The organism is Providencia sp. PROV040 (assembly GCF_032706145.1).
In the GTDB taxonomy this organism is placed as follows: Bacteria; Pseudomonadota; Gammaproteobacteria; order Enterobacterales; family Enterobacteriaceae; genus Providencia; species Providencia hangzhouensis.
In genome coordinates, this window is sequence record NZ_CP120530.1 from 3,993,967 (window position 1) to 4,017,679 (window position 23,713).

Genomic DNA, 23,713 nt, shown 5'->3' on the forward strand with positions numbered 1-23,713 from the left:
GTGCCAAGGAGATATAATCATGAGCTTTCCATTAAAAACATTGGTGGCTAGTATGGTTTTAGTGATGTCAGTGTCTGCTGTAGCTCAAGCTTCAAGTAAAGTTGTCATTGCACATCGTGGTGCAAGTGGTTACTTACCGGAACATACCCTACCTGCAAAAGCAATGGCTTACGCACAAGGTGCTGATTTTCTTGAGCAAGATTTAGTTATGACGAAAGATAACGAGCTCGTGGTCTTACATGACCATTATCTCGATCGCGTGACAGATGTTGCTGAACGTTTCCCTGACCGCGCTCGTAAAGATGGCCGTTACTATGCGATTGACTTTACCCTTGATGAAATCAAATCACTCAATTTTACAGAAGGATTTGATATTGTTGATGGTAAAAAAGTGCAAAGCTATCCGAACCGCTTCCCAATGGGCAAATCAGACTTCCGCGTTCATACTTTCCAAGAAGAGATTGAATTTGTTCAGGGATTAAACAAGTCAACGGGTAAGAATATTGGTATCTACCCAGAAATTAAAGCCCCTTGGTTCCACTTACAAGAAGGCAAAGATATCACCAAAAAAACACTCGAAGTCCTTAAAGAGTATGGCTATACCACCAAGGATTCCAACGTTTATCTACAGTCATTTGACCCTAATGACCTAAAACGTATCAAAAATACCTTGATGCCAGAAATGGGAATGGATCTTAAATTAATTCAATTGATTGCTTACACCGATTGGAATGAAACTCAAGAGCAAAAACCTGACGGAACTTGGGTTAATTACAATTATGATTGGATGATGAAACCCGGCGCCATGAAAGAAATTGCGACCTATGCAGATGGTATTGGCCCTGATTATCATATGCTAATTAGTGAAGAATCCACGCCAACTAATATCAAAGTGAATGGCATGGTTAAAGAAGCTCATGATAACAAAATGGCAGTGCATCCGTTCACTATCCGTGTTGATAAGCTGCCAAAATACGCCAAAGATGGGCAACAGCTTTATGACATTATTTATAACCAAGCCGATGTCGATGGCGCCTTCACAGACTTCCCTGACTTAGGGGTTAAGTTCTTAGAACAGCAGAAACAAAAATAGTTTTCTGGGACAAAATAAGAATGCAGCCATTTGGCTGCATTCAGACTGCTGACAAACATATTATGTTTGGCAGCAAGTCTAATCGGTTTTGAAAATAAATTACGCGATAGTGACAGGGAATGCGATCACATCACTGATTTTATCTGCATTTAAAGCAATCATAATCAGCCTATCAACCCCAACAGCGACACCAGAACAATCAGGTAAACCATGCTCTAAAGCCGCGAGCAAGTGCTCATCAATAGGTGCAGTAGGGAGCCCCATTGCCGCACGCTTACGGTTGTCTTGTTCAAATCGCTGGCGTTGTTCGCTTGCATCGGTGAGTTCATGGAAACCATTCGCCAGTTCCATCCCTTTATAATACACCTCAAAACGCTCAGCTACGCGGTGGTCTTCCGTGCTAATCACCGCAAGAGAAGCTTGAGTCGCAGGGAAATGATACACGACTGCAGGCTTTTCTTTACCAATATGAGGCTCAACGCCCATGGTAAATAGCAGTTGAAGTAAGGTATCTTTATCTTCTTCCTGATCCGCGATATTGCTCAAATCTAAACGGGCTGCAACCTCACGTAATTCACTTTTTTCAGCAGATAACGGGTCAATATCCAAATAGCGTAAAAATGCTTGTTGGTATGAAAGTAGCTCTGCACTCTCACATTCTAAAACTTGTTGCAGTAGGTCATCCACTTCATTGATCAAGCGATACATATCAAAATGCGGGCGGTACCACTCTAACATGGTAAATTCAGGGTTATGATGTCGCCCTGCTTCTTCATTTCTAAAGCTACGACCTAACTGATAGATAGGACCACTACCGGCCGCTAATAAACGTTTCATGTGGTATTCAGGGCTAGTCATTAAATATAAATTAATACCTTGCGCTGCACCAGGGCCCACAAAACGCGTTTCAAATGGAACAAGATGAATGTCAGTGACTGTTGCCTGACTCATTGCGGGGGTTTCGACTTCAAGTACACAACGATCAGTAAAAAAACGTCTGATTTCCGCAATTATTTTTGCGCGCTGTAACAGGTTAGCGATGGGGGCGGTTGGCTGCCAATTCGCTATATCACTCATTAAGATGACTCCAAAATAAACTTAGTCGTGCAGTGTACCCACCTCACAGGCAACACACAATGCATTTACACTGATAATGCATATTTATCTGAACGTAAATACTTGCAACTGTCGGCATGATGATGAGTAAGTAGAGATAGCCTGATTATCTCTTGCTTTATACGATTAGGCAAAGCCTTTACTTTTAGCTTTATCCTACAGAGGTGGGAAGAGTAATGAAAGTAGCCAGAAACATGATTAATTCTTATATTATGTGACATATCTGTTACTAAAAAAGCGAAATGATTCGCTTTCTCAATCTATTTTAAAATTTTCTGTTCAAAATTAAATTTATTCTAAATAATAAATAGTGAGACTCCTCGCAAATTAGCATTCAATATGAATTAAACTCTTCAGCTATAATAATAGTATTAATCACTTATTATTGATAAAACCTGAGTAATTCACTTGGTTTTATACACTAAAAGTCTATGTAAATTTAATGATAATCATTTGAAATTCCTTTTTATTCGGTGTTAACAGCCTAGAAAATCCAGTAATGTAAAAACAATTTATAAAAAGAAGATCTATCTCACACTTTATCGCTAAATTTGGCCAAAACACCCCTCTATATCAAATTTATCTTGAGGACTATTCGCTATAATTCACAGCATGATAAGTCATTATTAGCTATTATATTATTTACTATTAAAAAACAGATATTTCGTAGTTTAGCTTTAAGTTGAACTGAAAATGACGTAGCTAATTATCAAAAGTATTTAAAAGAATTTATCAATTTTACACTTGAACAATGGAGAAGCGCAGTGCAAACCTTCAATGCCGATTTAGCGATTATCGGGGCCGGGGGCGCAGGCTTACGTGCAGCAATTGCTGCCGCTGAAGCAAATCCCAATATCAAGATTGCTCTGGTCTCAAAAGTATACCCAATGCGTAGTCACACTGTGGCCGCAGAGGGGGGATCAGCAGCAGTTACTCAGGCTCATGACTCCTATGACTATCATTTTAATGATACTGTAGCTGGTGGGGACTGGCTGTGTGAGCAAGATGTTGTCGACTATTTTGTCGAACACTGCCCAACAGAAATGACCCAGCTAGAGCTATGGGGCTGCCCGTGGAGCCGTAAACCAGATGGTTCAGTTAACGTTCGCCGTTTCGGTGGAATGAAAATTGAGCGTACGTGGTTTGCTGCTGATAAAACTGGCTTCCACATGCTCCATACCCTGTTCCAAACTTCATTAAAATATCCACAAATTCAACGTTTTGACGAACATTTTGTTCTCGATATCATTGTTGATGAAGGCCAAGTCCGTGGTCTTGTCGCGTTAAATATGATGGAAGGAACAAAAGTCCAGATCCGTGCTAATGCCATCGTGATGGCAACTGGCGGTGCTGGACGCGTTTATCGCTACAATACCAATGGCGGTATTGTAACCGGTGATGGTATGGGTATCGCATTCCGCCATGGCGTGCCGCTGCGTGATATGGAATTTGTTCAATATCACCCAACTGGGTTACCGGGTTCTGGTATCTTAATGACCGAAGGTTGTCGTGGTGAGGGCGGGATCCTTGTCAATAAAGACGGCTATCGCTATCTGCAAGACTACGGAATGGGGCCTGAAACTCCACTGGGTAAACCTGAAAATAAATATATGGAACTGGGTCCACGTGACAAAGTTTCCCAAGCGTTCTGGCACGAATGGCGTGCAGGTCGCACCATCAGTACCCACCGCGGTGATGTTGTTTACTTAGATCTTCGCCACCTTGGCGCAGAAAAACTGCATGAGCGTTTACCATTTATTTGTGAATTGGCGAAAGCCTACGTGGGTGTTGACCCAGTAACAGACCCAATTCCTGTTCGCCCAACCGCTCACTACACCATGGGTGGTATCGAAACGGATCAACGCACAGAAACACGCATCAAAGGCCTATTTGCTGTCGGTGAGTGTTCTTCTGTTGGCTTGCACGGTGCAAACCGTTTAGGTTCTAACTCATTAGCTGAATTAGTTGTATTTGGTCGTCTGGCAGGTGAAGAAGCCGCTCGCCATGCTGCTGAAGCAACACCAGCCAATGCAAATGCTATCGAAGCCCGTACTCGTGATATCGAAGCTGACCTCAGCAAGCTCATGAACCAAAAAGGGAAAGAGAGCTGGTCGAAAATACGCGATGAAATGGGTATTTCAATGGAAGAAGGCTGCGGTATCTACCGTACCCCTGAATTAATGCAAAAAACCGTTGATAAAATTGCTGAGCTGAAAGAACGCTTCAAACATGTCGAAATTACCGACCATAGCAGCGTATTTAATACTGACCTACTGTACACCATTGAATTAGGCTTTGGCCTTGATGTGGCGGAATGTATGGCTCACTCTGCAATCAACCGTAAAGAATCACGTGGTGCACACCAACGTCTCGATGAAGGCTGTACTGAGCGTGATGATGTTAATTTCCTTAAACATACTTTGGCATTCTATAACCCAGAGGGCTCCCCTCGTTTAGAATACAGTGACGTGAAAATCACGAAATCTCAGCCAGCTAAACGTGTTTACGGTGCCGAAGCTGAAGCTCAAGATAAGGCGAAGAAGGAGCAAGCTAATGGATGATATGAAACACCTAAAAATGGAGATCATGCGTTACAATCCGGAAACGGATAGTGAGCCCCATTTGGTGACGTATGATGTCCCTTACGACGAGCAAACTTCTTTGTTAGATGCGTTAGGCTATATCAAAGATAATCTCGCTCCAGACCTGTCTTACCGCTGGTCCTGTCGTATGGCGATTTGTGGTTCTTGTGGCATGATGGTGGATAAAGTGCCTAAACTGGCTTGTAAAACATTCCTGCGTGAATACCCGCAAGGCATGAAAGTTGAGCCATTAGGTAACTTCCCAATCGAGCGCGACCTTGTTGTTGATATGACTCACTTTATTGAGCGTTTAGAGGCGATCAAACCGTACATTATCGGTAATGACCGTAAACCTTCTGAAGGCCCAAATAAGCAAACGCCTGCCCAGATGGCGAAATACCATCAATTCTCAGGCTGTATCAACTGTGGTCTGTGCTATGCAGCTTGCCCACAATTTGGACTGAACCCAGAGTTCATCGGTCCAGCCGCGATTACATTGGCAGAGCGCTACAATTTAGATAACCGAGACCATGGTGCGAAAGAACGCATGACCTTGTTAAACGGTGACAATGGTGTCTGGAGTTGTACGTTTGTAGGCTACTGCTCTGAAGTCTGTCCTAAGCATGTCGACCCTGCGGGTGCGATCCAACAAGGTAAAGTTGCCAGTGCGCAAGACTTTGTTATCGCCATGCTGAAGCCACGATAAGGAGAATTGAAGTCATGACAACAAAACGTAAACCCTATGTAAGGGAAATGAAGGGCGATTGGTGGCAAAAGCTAGGTTTTTACCGCTTTTATATCATGCGTGAAAGTACTTCAGTCCTTCAAGTCTGGTTTAGTATCTTAGTCCTATATGGGGTATTTGCACTCAAGAGTGGCCCTGAATCATGGGCTGGCTTTGTTGGGTTCTTAAGTAACCCAATCATTCTTATCATTAACATTATTACTTTGGCAGCAACATTATTGCACACCACCACATGGTTTAATCTTGCACCAAAAGCCGTCAGTATTATTGTGAAAGATAAGAAAATGTCTGATGAGCCTATCGTTAAAGGCTTCTGGGCTCTCACGATTGTTGTTACGGCAGCAATCTTAGCTATCGCATTATTATTTTAATCTAAGGAGAATCTGATGAATCTAACGCCTAAACGTTCCGATGAGCCGATTTTCTGGGGATTATTTGGTGCTGGTGGTATGTGGAGCGCCGTAATTGGCCCTGCAATCATCATTCTGTTAGGGATTTTAATTCCTCTCGGCGTTGCACCAGAAATGCTTAGCTATGAGCGCATTATGGCATTTAGCCAAAGCTTTATCGGCCGCGTATTCTTATTACTGATGATTATTTTGCCAGTTTGGTGTGGTATGCACCGTATCCACCATACGCTGCACGACTTTAAAATCCATGTCCCTGCGACAAAATGGGTTTTCTACGGCGGCTCAGCAATCATTAGCGTTATTGCAATTATTGGTGTATTCACACTGTAATTGCAAAATAAAATAAATCTAAATACCCCATTGTCATTGGCACTGGGGTATTTTTTTATCGAGCAAAACCATTTTATATGACGAATAAATATATCTAATCATTAAATAAAAACAAAAATAACTGTTTTTATTACTCTATTTGGCACATTTAAAACAGTTTAAAGGTGAATATTCGACATACAAAACATATTCAGATTAACCTGAGACTTCACTGATATTGCTCTTGTTATGATTACCTTCGATTAAGAATAAATTATTTCATAAATATCAACATATTAAATTAATTTTTATTGATATTTTTCATGGTAAGAGAAAATTAAAATGAAACTTAAAACCTTTATTTTTTCACTCGTTATGTCTAGCGCTTTTATATTACCCTCTCAAGTAGATTCATTTACGGTTAAGGAAGAACAAGCTAACCAAATACCAACAGAGATGGATTTATATAATGATTGCATAAAATCAAGCAAATATACCTATTTACCAAACCCAGGGGAACCTCAGTCTTCTGTTAACAAAAAGCGGGCGAAAATTAAAGCTGCTACGGAGAAAAAGTGTAAATGTACTGCCCCGCGTGAATATAAACTTCTAAAAGATGTGATAGGCAATGACCTTGAAGCCTTTTCAGCAAGAATGCAATCTGATGAAAAAGCAGCTAGAGCAACGGTCAAAAAATTGACGGAACAGAAACGCCAAATTGAAAAACTGTGTTCTAAATAAAGTGTGTCACTCGCACAACCTATTTTCAGTTGTGCGAATGACCTTCTCTCAAGCCATCAATTGCCGTTCAAAACCTTGAATCAATGACTCCAAGCCAAATAAAAAAGCACCAAAGCCATTATCATGATCCATAATTTGTATCGCCTCTTTAAGTAATGGCGGCATCCCTTCATCCAATGTGGTATCTCGCTCATTTTGAGCGGCTAAATGCTCTTGCTGCTCAAGTACTGAACCCAATGTAAAGTGCCCCACTGCACTCACTGCATAAAGGCCACTTTTTAATGAAAAACCGCTATCAATCATAAATTGTAATTGCTTTTCTACGGTGGCGTATTGTTCTGTACTAGGGCGTGTTCCTAAATGTACCTTTGCTCCATCACGATAACTGAGCAAGGCTCGGCGAAAACTTAATGCGTTATGGCGCAAAAACTCCTGCCACGATTCCCCCTCAACGGGTAATGAATGGTCATGGTGCCGTTTTAGCATTTCAACAGATAATGCATCCAATAATGTCCGCTTGTTCTTCACATGCCAATACAGTGTGGGTTGCTCAACCCCCAATTTTTGGGCCAATTTTCGTGTTGTCAGCCCTTCCATTCCCACTTCATTCAATAAATCTAATGCCGCCGTAATAATGGTTTCTTTATCCAATCGTGCCATCGTTTTCCCCTTAATTTCTATTGACACTCTATCACTGATAGGGATATATTCCAACTCTATCATCGATAGAGAAATGGATAATGAATAAATTTGCGATCACGGCATTAATGATCACAGCCCTTGATGCGATGGGGATCGGTTTGATCATGCCTGTTTTGCCTGCTTTACTGCGTGAATATGTTTCCATAGAACATTTGGCTAATCATTACGGCATACTGCTCGCACTCTATGCCATCATGCAGGTATTTTTTGCTCCAATATTGGGTAAATGGTCCGATAAATTCGGCCGCCGGCCCATTTTGCTTCTTTCCCTTGCCGGAGCAGCGCTGGACTACACTTTGTTGGCTTTATCGAGCTCACTTTGGATGCTGTATTTAGGCCGTTTAATTTCAGGGATCACTGGTGCAACAGGCGCAGTAGCCGCTTCTGTTATTGCAGACAATACACTGCCACAAGAACGAACCAAGTGGTTTGGTCGCTTAGGTGCAGCTTTTGGTATTGGCTTAATCGCAGGGCCTGCAATTGGGGGTTTTGCAGGGCAACTCTATCCTCATCTTCCTTTTGTTATTGCGGCTATTTTGAATGCGTGCTCTTTTGTCGTGATCTGGTTTATTTTTAAAGATCAACGCAAAGTCGCTGAACAGGGTGAGCAGAATGGGGAGCTACCGTCACCCGTTCCCTTCATGCAAGTGGTAAAACCCGTAATTCTGCTACTTTTCGTCTTTTTTATAGCGCAGTTAATTGGTCAAATCCCTGCAACAACTTGGGTGTTGTTTACCGAAAACCGCTTCCAATGGAATAGCATGCAAGTTGGGTTATCCTTAGCAGGCTTAGGCGTTATGCATGCCTTGTTTCAAGCCTTTGTCGCAGGCGCAATAGCCAAAAGATTCAATGAAAAAGTGACAATCATTGTCGGCTTTGTCGTGGATGGAGTCGCATTCATTATGTTGTCATTACTGACAGAAGGCTGGATGATTTACCCAACATTAATCTTACTCGCTGGTGGCAGTATTGCATTGCCAGCGCTACAAGGGTTGATGTCAGCTCAAGTTAATCAAGCTAACCAAGGTAAATTACAAGGGGTTTTAGTCAGTTTAACCAATGCCACTGGGGTTATTGGTCCATTATTATTTAGTTTTATTTTTGGTCAAACACTCGCAACATGGGATGGCTGGGTATGGCTGATTGGTGCGATGATGTATGTTTTATTGATCGCATTTATTTTATCTTTTCATAGAAGTAGCAGCCAGATAGTTAAAATAACGAAACTGCCGGAGAGCTAAGTTTTAGCATGTCAATATCAAGTGCTATGATGGCCTTATCAGATTTGCTTTTGGAACATGACGTTAAGAGATATTTCGATGACAATACAACCTAAAAAGCCGAGAACGAAACCTGCAGAAGAAAGGCTAGATAACCTGATAAACGCATCATCTGAACTTAAATCATGGTATGAAAATAGCGTCAAATACTTTGTCGAAAGGCAAAATATTTATATAGTTAATAAGGTAACTATCTGATTTTTCGTTACTGTAACCCTATGATGTATTGATATTTAATCCCCCTTAAGGGGGATTAAATCATGACTAACACTAAACAGGATTTGGTTTTGGCAACCAAGTAGATATAAAGTAGGAAAGCCCACAAACCGCAACAAATAGCCCAACATAACCTAAGTTAAAGTGACCTAAATAACCGACGACTAAAGGCGTTATCCCCCCGATAGAGGCAGAGGCACCATTGTACCCTACTCCTAGTATTGTTGCTTGCCCATTAGATTTATCCATCAGTACGGCCGATAAATTACACAATATCATCGCTGAATATGTGGACATAACGACTTGAGCGAAAAAGACGAGAAGTAAATTATCTAGCTGCAATGAAAAATAGAGTGGTACTGAAAGCAATACCATCCCAATGACTCCCATATTAAAAACAGATTTAACTGAGCTATATTTATCGGTTAACCAACCACATATCAGCATAAAAATTAACAATAGACTGGACGAAAATATTTCATAAAAACTCTTTATCTCGTCTATCATTAATTTTTCAATAATTAATGAAGTTGATAAATTTTGAGAGTAGAAAGTGACAGTACCAGGAATGGTAAATAAGAAAACCCAAAATACATGGAGCCAAATGAATATTGGTTTTTCATCTAATTCACTTTTATAATCCGGTAATTTTGATCTAAACCAAAAACTAATTAAAATATTAATTAAACCAATTAATAGTGGGAGCCTCCAGCCAATTGACTGCATCGCTTCTTCAGAAAATGTGTTCTTTAACATGAAAACGACAGCTAATGATGCGATTACTCCACATAAAGAACTACCAACAATAATTGATGAAACTCTAGATTGAATATTCCCATCTAAATCCTTAAATAAATAAGTGATTAAAGAAGGAAACTCCCCTGCAAAACTAAAAGAAAGTGCTAATTGTAAAATTAATATTGCTAATGGCGTATAGTTCCCTAATAATTCAATAGGTAACAGTGCCATCATTAATGTTGCCGTACCGGTTATCATACTTGTTAATACTAGAGCTGATTTTTCCCCTACCGTATCAGCATATCGGCCTATAACATACCCACCTAGTGGGCGGATTAAAAAACGTAATGCAAAAATCCCCCATACCATTTCCGTTGCTTGTGTATAACCTAAATTAGTTAATTCCGTACTTAAATAAGTGGATATAGCCGCAAACACAGCAATATCATAATACTTTAAAGCATTACCTGCGACGGCGCCAAACATGAATCTCCATTTCATTATTTATCCCTTTTCTATTAATCAATTTCCTTGTAGAAAAATATTCTCATATTTAAGGGTAACTCACCAAAGATTCCAAACACGCAAGAGTAATGCCATTTTCTTTTAAAGCCTGAAATAAACCACTAGGTGAAGTATAAGAGCAACCTAGTTTTTCTTTAATGCGTAGAATACGTTTATTTTCTGTCGCTTCCGAACAACCTTGAATATAACTAATTTCCTTTACTCGGCAATGTGATAATAATAAACGAATAGTTATCATTTCTTTACGGGTAAAACGAATGTTACCAAAACGCATATAATGATGAAAATCTAAAATATCTCGGTTATTATCTTCAATTTGTTGAGATAAGCTTATATCCGCCCTAAGTGGTAAAATAATATTTTCATTATCTTTCCAGACATGCTGGGAGTAATCAGAAATAACAGCTCTTAATTTATAGAGCTCTAATAACTCATTAGATGAGAATTTCTTTCTTGAATTTATTGATGTAATTTCATATACACCACCATATTGAGTACAAAAATCCACTTTCATTTCTTTCTTATCTGTTTTAGATAATGTTTTTTGAAATGCGGCAGAGTAATTATTCCAATATTGAATACCAGGGATTAATCGCTCCTTTACTTTCTTATCTAGATCATCATCCCAAAACATAAGAACCCAATTGTAATTACTAGAAATGGTCCTTACAGAATGATTAATTACATCTACTCTACTATAATTAACATCTATATCATTCCAATCGAAATACTTTAAAAACTTATCACCAAAACCAGAACAAGAAAGTTCTAGGTGTTTATTTTCTATATTCATATGTCACCCTTACATTTAAATAGTTAATAACCTTTGTTTTTTACTCAATAACAATGAAACAAATAGAGTTAACGAACTCAACGAAACAAAAACACCAACCAAGGAAACATCAATGATGACTAAATAATTGATAATTAAAGGCGTTAACCCGCCTATAATCGTCGATGCAAGATTGTATCCCATACTTAAAGTCGTAACTTGTCCATTGGCTGGTTTTGCCATGGCATAATTCCAATTACATAAAACCATTGCTGAAATAATAATAATTGACGATTGGGAGATAAGTACTAATGATAAAACCTTAGTCGACATTAGGTAATAAATAGGAATTGATAGTATGGCAGCAAGCTTTACCCCTAAGTTAAAAACCCGTTCAGCGTAACTGTATTTATCTGTTAACCAGCCAACTATTGCCATTAAAATCAATAATAAAGTTGATGATATCATTGAATATATACTTTTAAATTCTTCTAGCTCTAACTCCTTAAGCAAAAAAGAAGATGAAAAATTTAAGGTATAAAAAATAACCGAACCAGGAATAACAACCAGTAAAATATTAAATGCCTTAAGCCAATCTATTTTTTGGCACCCATCATACTCAATGGGTTGGTCTGGTAAGCGATAGCGAAACCAAAAACAAATCAGTATATTACCTAGACCTAATAGTAGTGGTATCCTCCACCCCACCCTTTGCATGGTTTCAGGGTCTAATATATTTTCGAGAATTAACACGATTCCTAACGAGCCAATAACACCAACAACCGCACTTCCAGTTAACAACGCCGAAATTCTACCTCGTTCTTGGGGCTTAGAGTCTTTATATAAATAGGTAGACAGTGATGGGCTTTCACCCGCAAAACTAAAAGATAGCAACATTTGAAGAAATAATATGGCTAAAGGCGTATATACCCCTAAGAGTTCAATTGGCAGAAATGCCATACATAATGTTGCACTACCGGTGAGAATACTTACCAAAATCATTGCCGGTTTTTTACCAACTTTATCTGCATAACGGCCAATCACATACCCACCTAGTGGCCGTATAAGAAAGCGTAAAGCAAAAATCCCCCACACAAGTTCCGTTGCTTGCTGATAACCTAGCCGAGTTAATTCTGCACTTAAATATGATGAAATCGCTGCAAAAATTGCAACATCATAAAATTCTAAGGTATGCCCTGCTACAGCGCCAAAACGTAATTTCCATTTCATAAAATGATCCCATATCCCTATATAAAACAAATAGTTAAATTAATTAATAGGTATTAATTTTTCTAAGCTTGCTAATGTAATCCCGTGATCTTTCATTACCGAAAAACATTCCTTTTGAGATACCATTTCACAGTTTAATTTTTTCTTGATATTGTTAACCCTTATATATTCGTCCTCCTCCGAACAGCCTTGAATACGGCTAATTTCATTTATATTTCGGTGGGAAAGCAACAAACGGATGGTTAATACTTCTTTATTTGAAAATGACAACTGCCCAAAACGTATATAATTAGAGATTTCATTACCCCTGCAAATAATAGGTGCGGTTTCGTCTAATTCAATTTTTTGGCGTAATGGTAATGCAACCGTTTTATTTTCAGACCATTTTTCATATGCATATTCAGAAACTATTGAACGCCATCGATACAATGAAAGTAAATGATCATATGGGACTTTATGATTCGCATTGAGTGAAAATATCTCAAATAAATTATTGTATCTATTGCAAAAATCAATTTTTTTATTTCCTTTATCTAATTTGGTTAAAATTTTCTGGTATGCATCTGAATAATTACTCCAATATTGAACACCCGCAAATAACCGTTCTTTTAATGATAAATCCATATCATGGTGCCAATAAATTAATTGCCATTCATAATCACTAGATAATGTGTATATATTTCTTTCATCAACATTAATAACCGTATAATGGATACCAATATCATTCCAATCAAAATAATTATATAGATCTAATTTCATTCTAGCACTTATTTTTTCCATCCTATTGTTTTCTATATCCATAAAAATCACCTTTTAGTTATTTAAATAAAAATAAAGATAATAAAAACGTTGAATCTATATCTTTAACACATAAAAATAAATATTCAAAGGCCAAAATTTAAAGGTATTCAAAATTAAGAATTATTTTTTTATCTTTATATCTCAATTGAATTACAGTTCATTAAAATAATTTAAATTATATTTATATATTAACTATTGGAGATCATATGAAACAAGACTGGCACTCGGCTGATATTATTGCAGCAATAAAGAAAAAAGGTTCTTCTCTTTCACAAATATCACGTTCAGCAGGGTTAAACTCATCAACATTAAATAACGCCCTATCAAGACGCTGGCCAAAAGGAGAGCGCATTATTGCCGAGTTTTTGGGTGTTGCACCATCTGAAATTTGGCCATCGCGTTATAACGAAAAATAACATAAGAATTGTTTTCTCTATGTCCCCAAAAATATCAAAAAAAGCGGGTAACTTTCTCTGTCACCCGCTTATTATTCATTTTTAATTAAAAAATGCTTAATTTGAAAGCTAACTTGATACTTTTAAACCAATTAGCCCTGTAATAATCAAGGCAAGGCTTAATAAGCGAAACATATTCGCTGATTCCCCAAGAAAAATAATCCCAACAATTGCCGTACCTACTGCACCAATACCGGTCCAAATTGCATAAGCCGTGCCGACAGGTAAGTCACGCATTGCGTAAGCTAACAGACCCATACTCGCAATAATCGCAATAATGGTAATGATACTCGGTGTTAAACGTGTAAAACCGTGGGTATATTTTAAGCCAACAGCCCATACAACTTCTAATAAACCCGCAAATAAAAGGACGATCCAAGCCATAGCTGGTTGCTCCCGTTAAATACTCGGGGTCGTCCCCATATTTAAATGACGTTAATTCAGGTCGTCCTGAATACGTATAAAGTGAAAATTCATTATAAACATTCATGTAACAAGACTCAAGCAACGAAAAATAACAAATAAGCGCAAATCAGCAATAATATTTAACCTTTTTATACTGTTTTTTATGATTAAGCATCATAACCATCGCACTCAAAATTATACACAGGTAAAGTAGGTGTCTTATCTGGCAAGTTCATCGAGAAAACAGCATGAGTCTCAGAGACATCTTACTCGCCCTTTGTGTGGTGATTATTTGGGGAGTTAACTTCGTTATCATTAAGCTCGGGGTAACTGCACTTCCACCGTTATTATTAGGTGCCTTACGCTTCATGTTTGTGGCCTTTCCCGCTATTTTTATTTTTAAACGCCCTAAAATTCCATTCAAATTATTACTTCTCTATGGGCTAACGATTAGCTTTGGTCAATTCGCCTTCTTATTTTGTGCTATTCGAGTTGGTATGCCCGCGGGTATAACCTCTGTCATATTGCAATCCCAAGCTTTCTTTACCCTATTACTTGGCGCAATGATTTTAAAGGAATCATTACAGCCAACCCACTTTATTGGTATGTTTATCGCGATTGCAGGGCTGACGGTGTTAGCCAATGGTGCCACTGCCGGTGGGCTTGATGATATCCCATTACTCGGATTAGCATTCACTTTAATTGCTGGATTATCATGGGCTTGTGGTAATATCACTAATAGAATTATTATGAAACAGGAAGGCGCAGAGAAATGCAGCGCCCTATCTTTAGTCAGTTGGAGTGCTCTGATCCCAATTATTCCGTTTTTAATTAGTTCATGGATTTTAGAAGGTGAAGAAGCAATTATTGAAGGGCTATCTGGTTTTAATTGGTCGGTCTTTGGTGTCATTATCTATTTAGCTTATTTATCAACATTTGTTGGTTATGGGATCTGGGGTGTCTTACTTGGTCGCTATGAAGCGTGGCGTGTTGCTCCTTTTTCATTGTTAGTTCCCGTCTTCGGTTTAAGCAGTAGTGCATTATTTCTTGATGAGCACATTAATGGCGTACAAGTTGCTGGCCTTGTTTTAATCATGTTTGGCCTAATTACTACACTTTTTGGCAAAAAAATAATTCAAAAATTAAGACATACCTAGTTAACCAATTAATAATCGGAGGTTTTTTAACTTCCGATTATTTGCCCTACCTTTACCCATCCCCTCATCGGTAAAAACACATCAACAGTCATTAATTTCAAAATAAATAATAAATCAAGATAAAAAACCAATTCAATAGACAACCACTAGTCCAAAACCAAATAAAATCCAATAAATAATCCTAAATTAGTGATACTGGCTACAATTATGAAATTTATCTCAAATTTCAATTGGGTGTATCGGTTTAGCTACTTTTTCTTTGACTTAAGTATGGTTATACCTTTCTCAGTTTTACTTAAACAAATAACAAAAAGTAATCAACTGAACAGATGGGGATGGCTATGGGTAAACAATTAATATGGATTGTGCTCGCATTACTTGGTGCTTTTTCACTGGGTTACATCGCCTTAAATCGAGGTGAACAGATTAATGCCCTGTGGATCGTTGTTGCAGCCGTGTGTATTTATCTGATTGCATACCGATATTATGGGCTTTTTATTGCTAAAAAAGTACTCCAAGTTGATGCAACTCGTATGACACCAGCAATTCGTCATAACGATGGCTTAGACTACGTACCAACAGATAAAAAAGTATTATTTGGCCACCACTTTGCCGCTATCGCAGGTGCTGGCCCACTTGTCGGCCCTGTACTTGCGGCACAGATGGGGTATTTACCAGGCATGCTTTGGCTACTTGCTGGGGTTGTGCTAGCAGGGGCCGTACAAGACTTTATGGTGTTGTTTGTTTCAACACGTCGAGACGGCCGTTCACTGGGTGAATTAGTTAAAGAAGAAATGGGTAATACGGCTGGGGTTCTGGCTTTAATTGCTTGTTTTATGATTATGGTGATTATCTTAGCCGTACTCGCTATGATTGTCGTAAAAGCCCTCACTCATAGCCCATGGGGAACTTACACCGTTGCCTTTACTATTCCATTGGCGATTTTTATGGGTATTTATACCCGTTATATACGCCCAGGACGCATTGGTGAAGTCTCTATTATAGGGTTAGTTTTCCTCGTATTTGCAATTATCTCTGGGGGTTGGGTCGCTGAAAGCGAAACTTGGGCACCTTATTTTGACTATACTGGTGTTCAACTCACTTGGATGCTAGTGGGATATGGCTTTGTTGCCGCTGTACTTCCTGTTTGGCTGCTACTTGCCCCACGAGACTACCTATCAACCTTCTTAAAAATCGGTACTATTATTGGTTTGGCAATTGGTATTTTAATCCTCAATCCAAATCTACAAATGCCATCGCTGACCAAATATATTGATGGTACAGGCCCGGTTTGGGCAGGTGACTTGTTTCCATTCTTATTTATTACCATTGCTTGCGGTGCCGTTTCTGGCTTCCACGCACTGATATCATCGGGCACCACACCCAAAATGTTGGCGAATGAAAACCAAGCTTGCTTTATCGGCTATGGTGGCATGTTGATGGAATCTTTTGTAGCTATCATGGCGTTAGTCGCCGCTTGTGTGATTGACCCAGGTGTTTATTTCGCCATGAATAGCCCCATGGCAATGTTAGCTCCCGCAGGTACACAAGATGTAGTCGCTTCTGCTGCCCAAGTCGTCAGTAGCTGGGGCTTCCAGATCACCCCTGAACAGCTTAACAGCATTGCTAATGATGTGGGTGAAACCAGTATTATTTCACGTGCCGGAGGTGCTCCAACACTGGCTGTTGGGATGGCGTATATTCTCCACGGTGCCCTTGGCGGTCTAATGAATGTCGCCTTCTGGTATCACTTTGCCATCCTATTTGAAGCGTTGTTCATTTTAACCGCGGTGGATGCAGGAACTCGAGCGGCACGCTTTATGCTGCAAGATTTACTGGGTGTGGTTTCTCCATCCTTGAAACGTACCGATTCGTTACCCGCAAACTTGATAGCAACCGCGCTATGTGTGCTGGCTTGGGGTTATTTTCTTCACCAAGGTGTTGTCGACCCACTTGGCGGTATTAACACCTTATGGCCATTGTTTGGTATCGCGAACCAAATGTTAGCGGGTATGGCATTAATGCTGTGTGCTGTGGTACTGTTTAAAATGAAGCGCCAAAGATATGCATGGGTCGCTTTAGTCCCAACTGCATGGTTGTTAATCTGTACGATGACTGCAGGCTGGGAGAAAACGTTCAGTGAAGATGCCCGTGTTGGTTTCTTAGCTGTCGCAAATAAATTCCAAGCAATGATTGATAGCGGTAATATTCCAGTTCAATATACGGAATCTCAATTAACTCAGTTAATTTTCAATAACCGCTTAGATGCAGGATTAACTATTTTCTTTATGATTGTTGTGGTATTGCTGGCTCTATTCTCCATCCGCACTGCGTTGAAGGCATTAAAATCCGACCAACCAACAGCGAATGAAGTACCATACGAAGCCATGCCAGCCAACTATGAAGAAATCGTGGCAAATACACGCCATCATTGATTTTCGCGGAAAAGCTTGTCACTGTTTAGGGCATATACTCTTTCTCCAAAATAATTCACGTTGGAGCAAGGCGGCAAAGAAGATAATCCCTAGGAGCATACTCCAGTATGTGACTAGGGTTAGCGAATAAAGCCAACGCAGCAATAGCGTGAAGTATGAAGGAGAAACTAGGAGCATACATAACAGTATGTGACTTGGGTAGCCGAGAGCAGCCAACACCGCTACAACACAAAGTATGACGAGGATTTATGTTTGGAGAACTGGGAAAAGCAGCCCGCTACCTAGGCCAAGCGGCAAAAATGATGGTCGGCGTCCCCGATTACGACAACTACGTCGCTCATATGCAAAAAACGCACCCTGACCAAACTCCCATGACCTATGAAGAGTTTTTTAAAGAGCGCCAAGATGCACGTTACGGTGGTAAAGGTGGGTTTAAGTGCTGTTAGGCCTTAAAAAATAGACAAAAAAAGCCGTGGCATTCGACCACGGCTTTTTATTTTTAACGATTCAGTATAGGATCAACCGTTATTTTACGCGTGAAACATACTCGCCAGAACGAGTATCAACACGGATCACTTCACCGATCTGAACAAACAGAGGAACCTTAACCACTGCGCCAGTGCTCAGTGTTGCAGGTTTACCACCTGTACCTGCGGTATCACCTTTCAGGCCAGGGTCAGTATCAGTAATTTCTAACTCAACAAAGTTAGGTGGAGTAACCGCGATAGGACGGCCGTCCCACAGTGTTAAAATACATTCTGCTTGGTCAACTAACCATTTCGCGTTATCGCCAACGGTTTTTTCGTCCGCTGCTAACTGTTCGAAAGTTTCGTTGTTCATGAAATGCCAGAACTCACCGTCGTTATACAGGTAAGTTAAGTTCATATCCATGACATCTGCACCTTCAACAGAGTCAGTAGACTTAAATGTTTTTTCCAACAGTTTGTTAGAAATCAGTTTACGGATACGCACACGTGCGAACGCTTGACCTTTACCCGGTTTGACGAATTCACTTTCTAAAACGACACAAGGCTCGCCATCTAACATGATTTTAAGACCTGAGCGGAATTCATTGGTACTATAAGTAGCCATGGTGATCCTCTAATTTATAAACTAAAAATGGCATAGCCAAAAAATGGTCGATATTGTAACTCAAAATACCTCATCCAGAGAAGTCTGGATACAACAACTTGCAGAAGCAATCACTAATCCAGATGAATTGCTGCAAATACTTAACCTAGAAAATCACCTTTTATCAAAAGAAGGCAGTGAGGCACGTAAACTATTTCCTTTACGCGTTCCAATGCCCTTTATTTCCCGTATGAAGAAAGGCGATCCACTAGATCCTCTGTTATTGCAGGTACTAACCGCAAAAGCAGAGTTTGATATACATCCAGGTTTTTCTACTGACCCACTAGAAGAGCAGGATAATGAAATTCCAAGTTTACTGCATAAATACCACAACCGCGCATTACTGCTGGTAAAAGGTGGCTGTGCAGTCAACTGTCGCTACTGTTTTCGCCGGCATTTTCCTTATGAAGACAACAAAGGAAATAAAAATAACTGGTTGATGGCTGTGGATTATATAAAAAACCACACCGAACTCAATGAAATCATCTTCTCAGGTGGTGATCCATTGATGGCAAAAGACCATGAACTCGATTGGCTTATCAGCCAATTAGAGGCGATCCCACATATAAAACGCCTTAGAATTCATACTCGTTTGCCTGTAGTGATACCTGAACGTATCACTGAAACTCTCTGTAAACGCCTTGCTAGCTCAAGGTTACAAGTAATTATGGTGACACACGTTAACCACGCTAACGAAATCGACGAGTCATTCACCAATGCTATGCAAAAACTAAAGTTATCAGGTGTGACATTATTAAACCAAAGCGTATTACTGCGCCAAGTTAATGACAACGTGACAGCTCTGATGAATTTAAGTAATGCTCTGTTTGATACGGGTATTTTACCTTATTACTTACATGTATTAGATAAAGTCCAAGGTGCCGCTCACTTTTTAGTGAGTGATACTGAAGCTAGACAATTAATACAGCAATTATTGAGTAAAGTCTCAGGGTACCTTGTACCTAAGCTCGCTCGGGAAATTGGGGGAGAGCCAAGTAAAACACTGCTTGACCTTAATTTAAGGCAGAACTAGAAAGCAAAACGCCCAAATCATCATTTGGGCGCTATGAATTCATTTTAGGGGCACTTATAAACTTGGCCAACCATTTTGCTATCTAATGGAATGAAGCTAGATAACACAGTTTCACTTGGACTTGATGCACCAAAAATCACGTTACCGCCCATTGCCGCGGCTTTATTACGTAAATCATTTGCTGCGCTGCGCATTGAGCTAGATTCATTATTCACACCACTCAACCAGTTGCTTTGAGTCCCTGCAACCTGACCGAGAAGTTGGCAATCACTTCCTGGTTGATTCTCAACAAAACGAACTTGTGAGCCTGCCGCAGTCAAATTAGTTGTTGTTGAACAACCTGCTAAAAGCAATAATGCAGCAGCACCAAGCAAGACTTTAATTCGCATGTTTTCCCTCATTTTTTCATTGTGTTTTTGCAGCTGGTTTGAAAATCGCTTTAGTTTCAATAATCTATTAATTGAAATATCTAGGAGGTGATTAACATACAGCGCCATAATTGCCGCACATCACCAGCCGAATAGAGTTTACCACAAATTAACCAAGAACCTGCTCTATTCTTTACTAATTCAAACCATTTACCTTACGTTAAATATAACCTGTGAAGCAACATTGACGCAAAAATAAATCGTATAACGCATTAATTGTACATCGTTTCGAGGTATTACATTCATCAATAATTAATGGTTATATATTTATTAAAAACCAATAAAAAAACCGGCACCGCTAGGAACACTAACGATACCGGTTTTGTGGTGGGTAGCCCTAACTGAGTTAGTGACTACTTAAGCTTGATGTCGCCAGCTGGCTTACATCATACCGCCCATTCCACCCATGCCGCCCATACCAGCAGCACCTAAGTCAGGTGCGTCTGATTTTGGCAGTTCAGTGATCATCGCTTCAGTGGTGATCATCAGACCTGCGATAGACGCTGCGAATTGCAGAGCAGAACGCGTTACTTTAGTTGGGTCTAAGATACCCATGTCGATCATGTCGCCGTAAGTATCAGTCGCCGCGTTGTAACCTTCGTTACCTTTTGCTGCTTTCACGTTGTTAACAACAACAGAGGCTTCTTCACCTGCGTTAGTAACGATTTGACGCATTGGCGCTTCCATCGCACGCAGAGCAACACGAATACCTACGTTTTGTTCTTCGTTTTCACCAGTCAGTGCTTCCAGTTTCGCTGCAACGCGAACCAGTGCAGTACCACCACCAGCAACAACACCTTCTTCAACCGCTGCGCGAGTTGCATGCAGAGCATCGTCAACACGAGCACGTTTTTCTTTCATTTCAACTTCAGTTGCTGCGCCCACTTTAATAACAGCAACACCGCCTGCTAATTTAGCAACGCGCTCTTGCAGTTTTTCACGGTCGTAGTCAGAAGAAGATTCTTCGATTTGTTGACGAATTTGTGCAACACGGCCCGCAATCGCAGATTCTTCACCCACACCATCAATGATAGTGGTAGTGTCTTTGTTAATAACAATACGTTTTGCTTGACCTAAATCTTCTAATGTCGCTTTTTCTAACTCCATACCGATCTCTTCAGAGATAACAGTACCGTTAGTCAGAATTGCGATATCTTGCAGCATGGCTTTACGACGGTCACCGAAGCCCGGTGCTTTAACCGCTGCAACTTTAACAATACCACGCATGGTGTTAACAACCAGAGTTGCCAGTGCTTCACCTTCAACATCTTCAGCGATGATTAACAGTGGTTTGCTTGCTTTAGCAACGCCTTCTAATACTGGCAGTAATTCACGGATGTTAGAGACTTTTTTGTCAACTAACAGGATGAATGGGTTTTCTAATTCAACTGCACCTGTTTCTGGTTTGTTGATGAAATAAGGAGACAAGTAACCGCGGTCAAATTGCATACCTTCAACCACATCCAACTCATCTTCCAGACCAGTACCTTCTTCAACCGTGATAACGCCTTCTTTACCGACTTTATCCATAGCTTCTGCAATTAATTTACCCACGGTTTCGTCGGAGTTTGCAGAAATAGTACCAACCTGTGCGATTGATTTAGTGTCTGAACAAGGAACAGACAAGGCTTTCAGTTCTTCAACTGCAGCAACAACTGCTTTATCGATACCGCGTTTCAGGTCCATTGGGTTCATACCCGCAGCAACCGCTTTTAAGCCTTCAGTAATGATAGCTTGAGCCAGTACAGTTGCAGTTGTTGTACCGTCACCTGCAGCGTCGTTAGCTTTAGAAGCAACTTCTTTCACCATTTGAGCGCCCATGTTTTCGAATTTGTCTTCTAATTCGATTTCACGTGCAACTGAAACACCATCTTTGGTGATAACTGGTGAACCAAAAGATTTATCTAAAACTACGTTACGGCCTTTAGGACCTAAAGTAACTTTTACTGCGTCTGCCAGAACATTCACACCACGAAGCATTTTCGTACGTGCATCACTACCAAATTTAACGTCTTTAGCTGCCATTATCTCTTTCCTTCAAATTCTTTTCGTTCGTTGAGAAGTTTTAAGTGAAAATTACGCTTCAACAATTGCCAGAATGTCACTTTCGGACATAATCAGAACTTCTTCATTGTCGATTTTTTCAGCTTTCACGCCATAACCATCGTTAAAAATTACGATATCGCCAACTTTCACATCCAGTGCTTTGATTTCACCATTTTCGAGGATGCGGCCGTTGCCAACAGCAAGAACTTCACCACGAGTTGATTTGCTTGCAGCAGTACCCGTCAGAACGATCCCACCGGCAGATTTTGATTCAACTTCTTTACGCTTAACGATAACACGGTCATGCAATGGACGAATTTTCATTAATAGTTCTCCTATAAATAAAGTCCATACTAGGTAAAAGGACGATACCAGCATGTCTTAAATAAACTAGTACCATGTTTGAGCAGATTGGGGCGAAGAAGAGGGACTTCAAGGGGGGAGATAAAAAATTTTTCATTTTTATCTCCCCATAAATAGGGTGGTTTTATGGTTTAGGGCGTTCGTCTTTATCCGATGAATCTGTTTTATCTGAATTATCGATTGTAAAAGAAGGATCATCTTGCTTACGTTGGAATTCCCCCTCAAAAGTATCGCCACGTTGAAAGCCGCTATTTCCTGTTTGGTTAAAACCTGAACCCGGCTGGTAGAAACAAATATGAGGAATTAAGCGCATTACAATAAGCTTTTGAATTGGCGGAAGTAACAATAGTAAGCCAATAAAATCTGTAAAGAACCCCGGCACAATCAACAAGAAGCCCGCTAAAACCAATGCAACGCTCTTGATCATTTCAGCTGCTGGGCTTTCACCCGATGCTAACTTTTGTTGGATTTGTAGTACATTTTTCATACCTTGATTTTTAACGAGTGACACACCTAAACAGGATGTCAAAACGACCAAAATTAGCGTCATTAAAACACCAACTTCGGATGCAACCCGCACAAAAATCACGGATTCAATGTAAACGAGAATACATATCAGAATGAGTGGTAACCAGCGCACAAGTTCTCCTTTATTTCAATAAGCTATCGATTATTTTACGCCCCTAGGGAAACCTTTGTGAACTGCATCTAAGAGACAACTATCAATATTCGCTTTTTTCTTTAGTATAGCCATAATAATTGGGGCAGAGATAACGCTTTTCAACTCACAGATTTTTTTCATTAATGATACTTATCTGTGATGAATGTCACACAACGTGAAATCTGTTGCATAAATCAAACTATATAGTGATCTAGGTTCAAGGCAATAGATGATTAAAAGCATATCATCTACCCATAAATCAGTAGATCATAATGCTGACAACGTAGTAGACGGTGTTAATTGCTTGTAAAGTTTTACTTTGCAATATTAATCACCTGT

Annotated in this window: 24 protein-coding genes; 12 read left to right on the plus strand and 12 right to left on the minus strand. The window is 39.8% G+C overall.

What is annotated here, in order from left to right; all coding sequences use genetic code 11:
* Nucleotides 1–19 precede the first annotated feature (19 nt).
* Complete coding sequence (gene glpQ / locus P3L40_RS18625) at nt 20–1,093, plus strand: glycerophosphodiester phosphodiesterase (protein ID WP_004258611.1); 1,074 nt, start codon at nt 20–22, stop codon at nt 1,091–1,093.
* Nucleotides 1,094–1,192: 99 nt separating this feature from the next.
* Here glpQ and epmA read toward each other — a convergent pair whose 3' ends face one another.
* Nucleotides 1,193–2,170 (minus strand): elongation factor P--(R)-beta-lysine ligase, encoded by a 978-nt coding sequence (gene epmA, locus P3L40_RS18630; protein ID WP_004908119.1) that lies wholly within the window; start codon nt 2,168–2,170, stop codon nt 1,193–1,195.
* An 803-nt stretch (nt 2,171–2,973) separates the two neighbouring features.
* Between epmA and frdA the strand changes: the two genes are divergently transcribed.
* The 5 genes from frdA (at nt 2,974) to P3L40_RS18655 (ending at nt 6,996) form a co-directional block, all read left to right on the plus strand.
* Nucleotides 2,974–4,770 carry a fumarate reductase (quinol) flavoprotein subunit gene (gene frdA, locus P3L40_RS18635; protein WP_004258614.1) on the plus strand — a complete coding sequence of 599 codons (1,797 nt, stop codon included), beginning with the start codon at nt 2,974–2,976 and terminating at the stop codon, nt 4,768–4,770.
* The gene (locus tag P3L40_RS18640) at nt 4,763–5,497 is read left to right on the plus strand and encodes a succinate dehydrogenase/fumarate reductase iron-sulfur subunit (RefSeq protein WP_004258616.1); all 735 of its coding nucleotides are present in this window, start codon (nt 4,763–4,765) and stop codon (nt 5,495–5,497) included. The genes frdA and P3L40_RS18640 overlap by 8 nt, the downstream gene beginning before the upstream one ends.
* 14 nt (nt 5,498–5,511) lie before the next feature.
* The gene (frdC, locus tag P3L40_RS18645) at nt 5,512–5,907 is read left to right on the plus strand and encodes a fumarate reductase subunit FrdC (protein WP_004258617.1); all 396 of its coding nucleotides are present in this window, start codon (nt 5,512–5,514) and stop codon (nt 5,905–5,907) included.
* A gap of 15 nt (nt 5,908–5,922) precedes the next feature.
* Nucleotides 5,923–6,276, plus strand: a complete 354-nt coding sequence (frdD, locus tag P3L40_RS18650; protein WP_004258620.1) for a fumarate reductase subunit FrdD — start codon at nt 5,923–5,925, stop codon at nt 6,274–6,276.
* A gap of 321 nt (nt 6,277–6,597) precedes the next feature.
* The gene (locus P3L40_RS18655; protein WP_210853455.1) at nt 6,598–6,996 is read left to right on the plus strand and encodes a hypothetical protein; all 399 of its coding nucleotides are present in this window, start codon (nt 6,598–6,600) and stop codon (nt 6,994–6,996) included.
* Nucleotides 6,997–7,044: 48 nt separating this feature from the next.
* Here P3L40_RS18655 and tetR read toward each other — a convergent pair whose 3' ends face one another.
* Complete coding sequence (gene tetR, locus P3L40_RS18660) at nt 7,045–7,656, minus strand: tetracycline resistance transcriptional repressor TetR (RefSeq protein ID WP_110591186.1); 612 nt, start codon at nt 7,654–7,656, stop codon at nt 7,045–7,047.
* A gap of 80 nt (nt 7,657–7,736) precedes the next feature.
* On the opposite strand from tetR, the gene tet reads away from it, so the two are divergent.
* A complete protein-coding gene (gene tet, locus P3L40_RS18665) occupies nt 7,737–8,939 on the plus strand; it encodes a Tet(A)/Tet(B)/Tet(C) family tetracycline efflux MFS transporter (RefSeq protein WP_210853453.1) in 1,203 nt (400 codons plus the stop codon).
* 309 nt (nt 8,940–9,248) lie between these two features.
* Here tet and P3L40_RS18670 read toward each other — a convergent pair whose 3' ends face one another.
* The 4 genes from P3L40_RS18670 to P3L40_RS18685 are packed head-to-tail and all read right to left on the minus strand — an operon-like array spanning nt 9,249 to nt 13,260.
* Complete coding sequence (locus P3L40_RS18670; RefSeq protein ID WP_210853451.1) at nt 9,249–10,433, minus strand: MFS transporter; 1,185 nt, start codon at nt 10,431–10,433, stop codon at nt 9,249–9,251.
* A gap of 52 nt (nt 10,434–10,485) precedes the next feature.
* A complete protein-coding gene (locus P3L40_RS18675; protein ID WP_136135060.1) occupies nt 10,486–11,250 on the minus strand; it encodes a helix-turn-helix transcriptional regulator in 765 nt (254 codons plus the stop codon).
* A gap of 15 nt (nt 11,251–11,265) precedes the next feature.
* A complete protein-coding gene (locus P3L40_RS18680) occupies nt 11,266–12,459 on the minus strand; it encodes an MFS transporter (RefSeq protein ID WP_096864378.1) in 1,194 nt (397 codons plus the stop codon).
* A 39-nt stretch (nt 12,460–12,498) separates the two neighbouring features.
* On the minus strand, nt 12,499–13,260 hold the full coding sequence (locus P3L40_RS18685; protein WP_136135062.1) for a hypothetical protein: 762 nt from the start codon (nt 13,258–13,260) through the stop codon (nt 12,499–12,501).
* Between the two features lie 206 nt (nt 13,261–13,466).
* Here P3L40_RS18685 and P3L40_RS18690 point away from each other — a divergent pair, with 206 nt between their 5' ends.
* Entirely contained in the window at nt 13,467–13,676 is a 210-nt protein-coding gene (locus tag P3L40_RS18690; RefSeq protein ID WP_004908101.1) for a helix-turn-helix domain-containing protein, read from the plus strand.
* 108 nt (nt 13,677–13,784) lie between these two features.
* On the opposite strand, the gene sugE is transcribed toward P3L40_RS18690, so the two are convergent.
* Nucleotides 13,785–14,099: a quaternary ammonium compound efflux SMR transporter SugE gene (gene sugE, locus P3L40_RS18695; protein WP_004258648.1), complete on the minus strand. Its 315-nt coding sequence runs from the start codon at nt 14,097–14,099 to the stop codon at nt 13,785–13,787.
* A 269-nt stretch (nt 14,100–14,368) separates the two neighbouring features.
* On the opposite strand from sugE, the gene P3L40_RS18700 reads away from it, so the two are divergent.
* The 3 genes from P3L40_RS18700 to P3L40_RS18710 all read left to right on the plus strand — a co-directional run bounded on the left by P3L40_RS18700 (nt 14,369) and on the right by P3L40_RS18710 (nt 18,158).
* Nucleotides 14,369–15,277: an EamA family transporter gene (locus P3L40_RS18700; protein WP_136135362.1), complete on the plus strand. Its 909-nt coding sequence runs from the start codon at nt 14,369–14,371 to the stop codon at nt 15,275–15,277.
* A gap of 341 nt (nt 15,278–15,618) precedes the next feature.
* A complete protein-coding gene (gene cstA / locus P3L40_RS18705; protein ID WP_094961461.1) occupies nt 15,619–17,712 on the plus strand; it encodes a pyruvate/proton symporter CstA in 2,094 nt (697 codons plus the stop codon).
* Between the two features lie 248 nt (nt 17,713–17,960).
* Nucleotides 17,961–18,158, plus strand: a complete 198-nt coding sequence (locus P3L40_RS18710) for a YbdD/YjiX family protein (protein ID WP_004258665.1) — start codon at nt 17,961–17,963, stop codon at nt 18,156–18,158.
* 79 nt (nt 18,159–18,237) lie between these two features.
* Here P3L40_RS18710 and efp read toward each other — a convergent pair whose 3' ends face one another.
* Nucleotides 18,238–18,804 carry an elongation factor P gene (gene efp, locus P3L40_RS18715; protein WP_004258667.1) on the minus strand — a complete coding sequence of 189 codons (567 nt, stop codon included), beginning with the start codon at nt 18,802–18,804 and terminating at the stop codon, nt 18,238–18,240.
* A gap of 43 nt (nt 18,805–18,847) precedes the next feature.
* Between efp and epmB the strand changes: the two genes are divergently transcribed.
* Nucleotides 18,848–19,876 (plus strand): EF-P beta-lysylation protein EpmB, encoded by a 1,029-nt coding sequence (gene epmB, locus P3L40_RS18720; protein ID WP_196725458.1) that lies wholly within the window; start codon nt 18,848–18,850, stop codon nt 19,874–19,876.
* Nucleotides 19,877–19,920: 44 nt separating this feature from the next.
* Here epmB and P3L40_RS18725 read toward each other — a convergent pair whose 3' ends face one another.
* From P3L40_RS18725 to P3L40_RS18740, 4 genes are all read right to left on the minus strand, one after another.
* Complete coding sequence (locus P3L40_RS18725) at nt 19,921–20,265, minus strand: DUF4156 domain-containing protein (RefSeq protein WP_004908089.1); 345 nt, start codon at nt 20,263–20,265, stop codon at nt 19,921–19,923.
* A gap of 420 nt (nt 20,266–20,685) precedes the next feature.
* Nucleotides 20,686–22,329, minus strand: coding sequence for a chaperonin GroEL (gene groL / locus P3L40_RS18730; RefSeq protein ID WP_004258673.1), 1,644 nt, complete (start codon nt 22,327–22,329; stop codon nt 20,686–20,688).
* Nucleotides 22,330–22,380: 51 nt separating this feature from the next.
* Entirely contained in the window at nt 22,381–22,674 is a 294-nt protein-coding gene (locus P3L40_RS18735; RefSeq protein ID WP_004908085.1) for a co-chaperone GroES, read from the minus strand.
* Nucleotides 22,675–22,837: 163 nt separating this feature from the next.
* Complete coding sequence (locus tag P3L40_RS18740; RefSeq protein WP_210853449.1) at nt 22,838–23,353, minus strand: FxsA family protein; 516 nt, start codon at nt 23,351–23,353, stop codon at nt 22,838–22,840.
* Between the last annotated feature and the right edge of the window lie 360 nt (nt 23,354–23,713).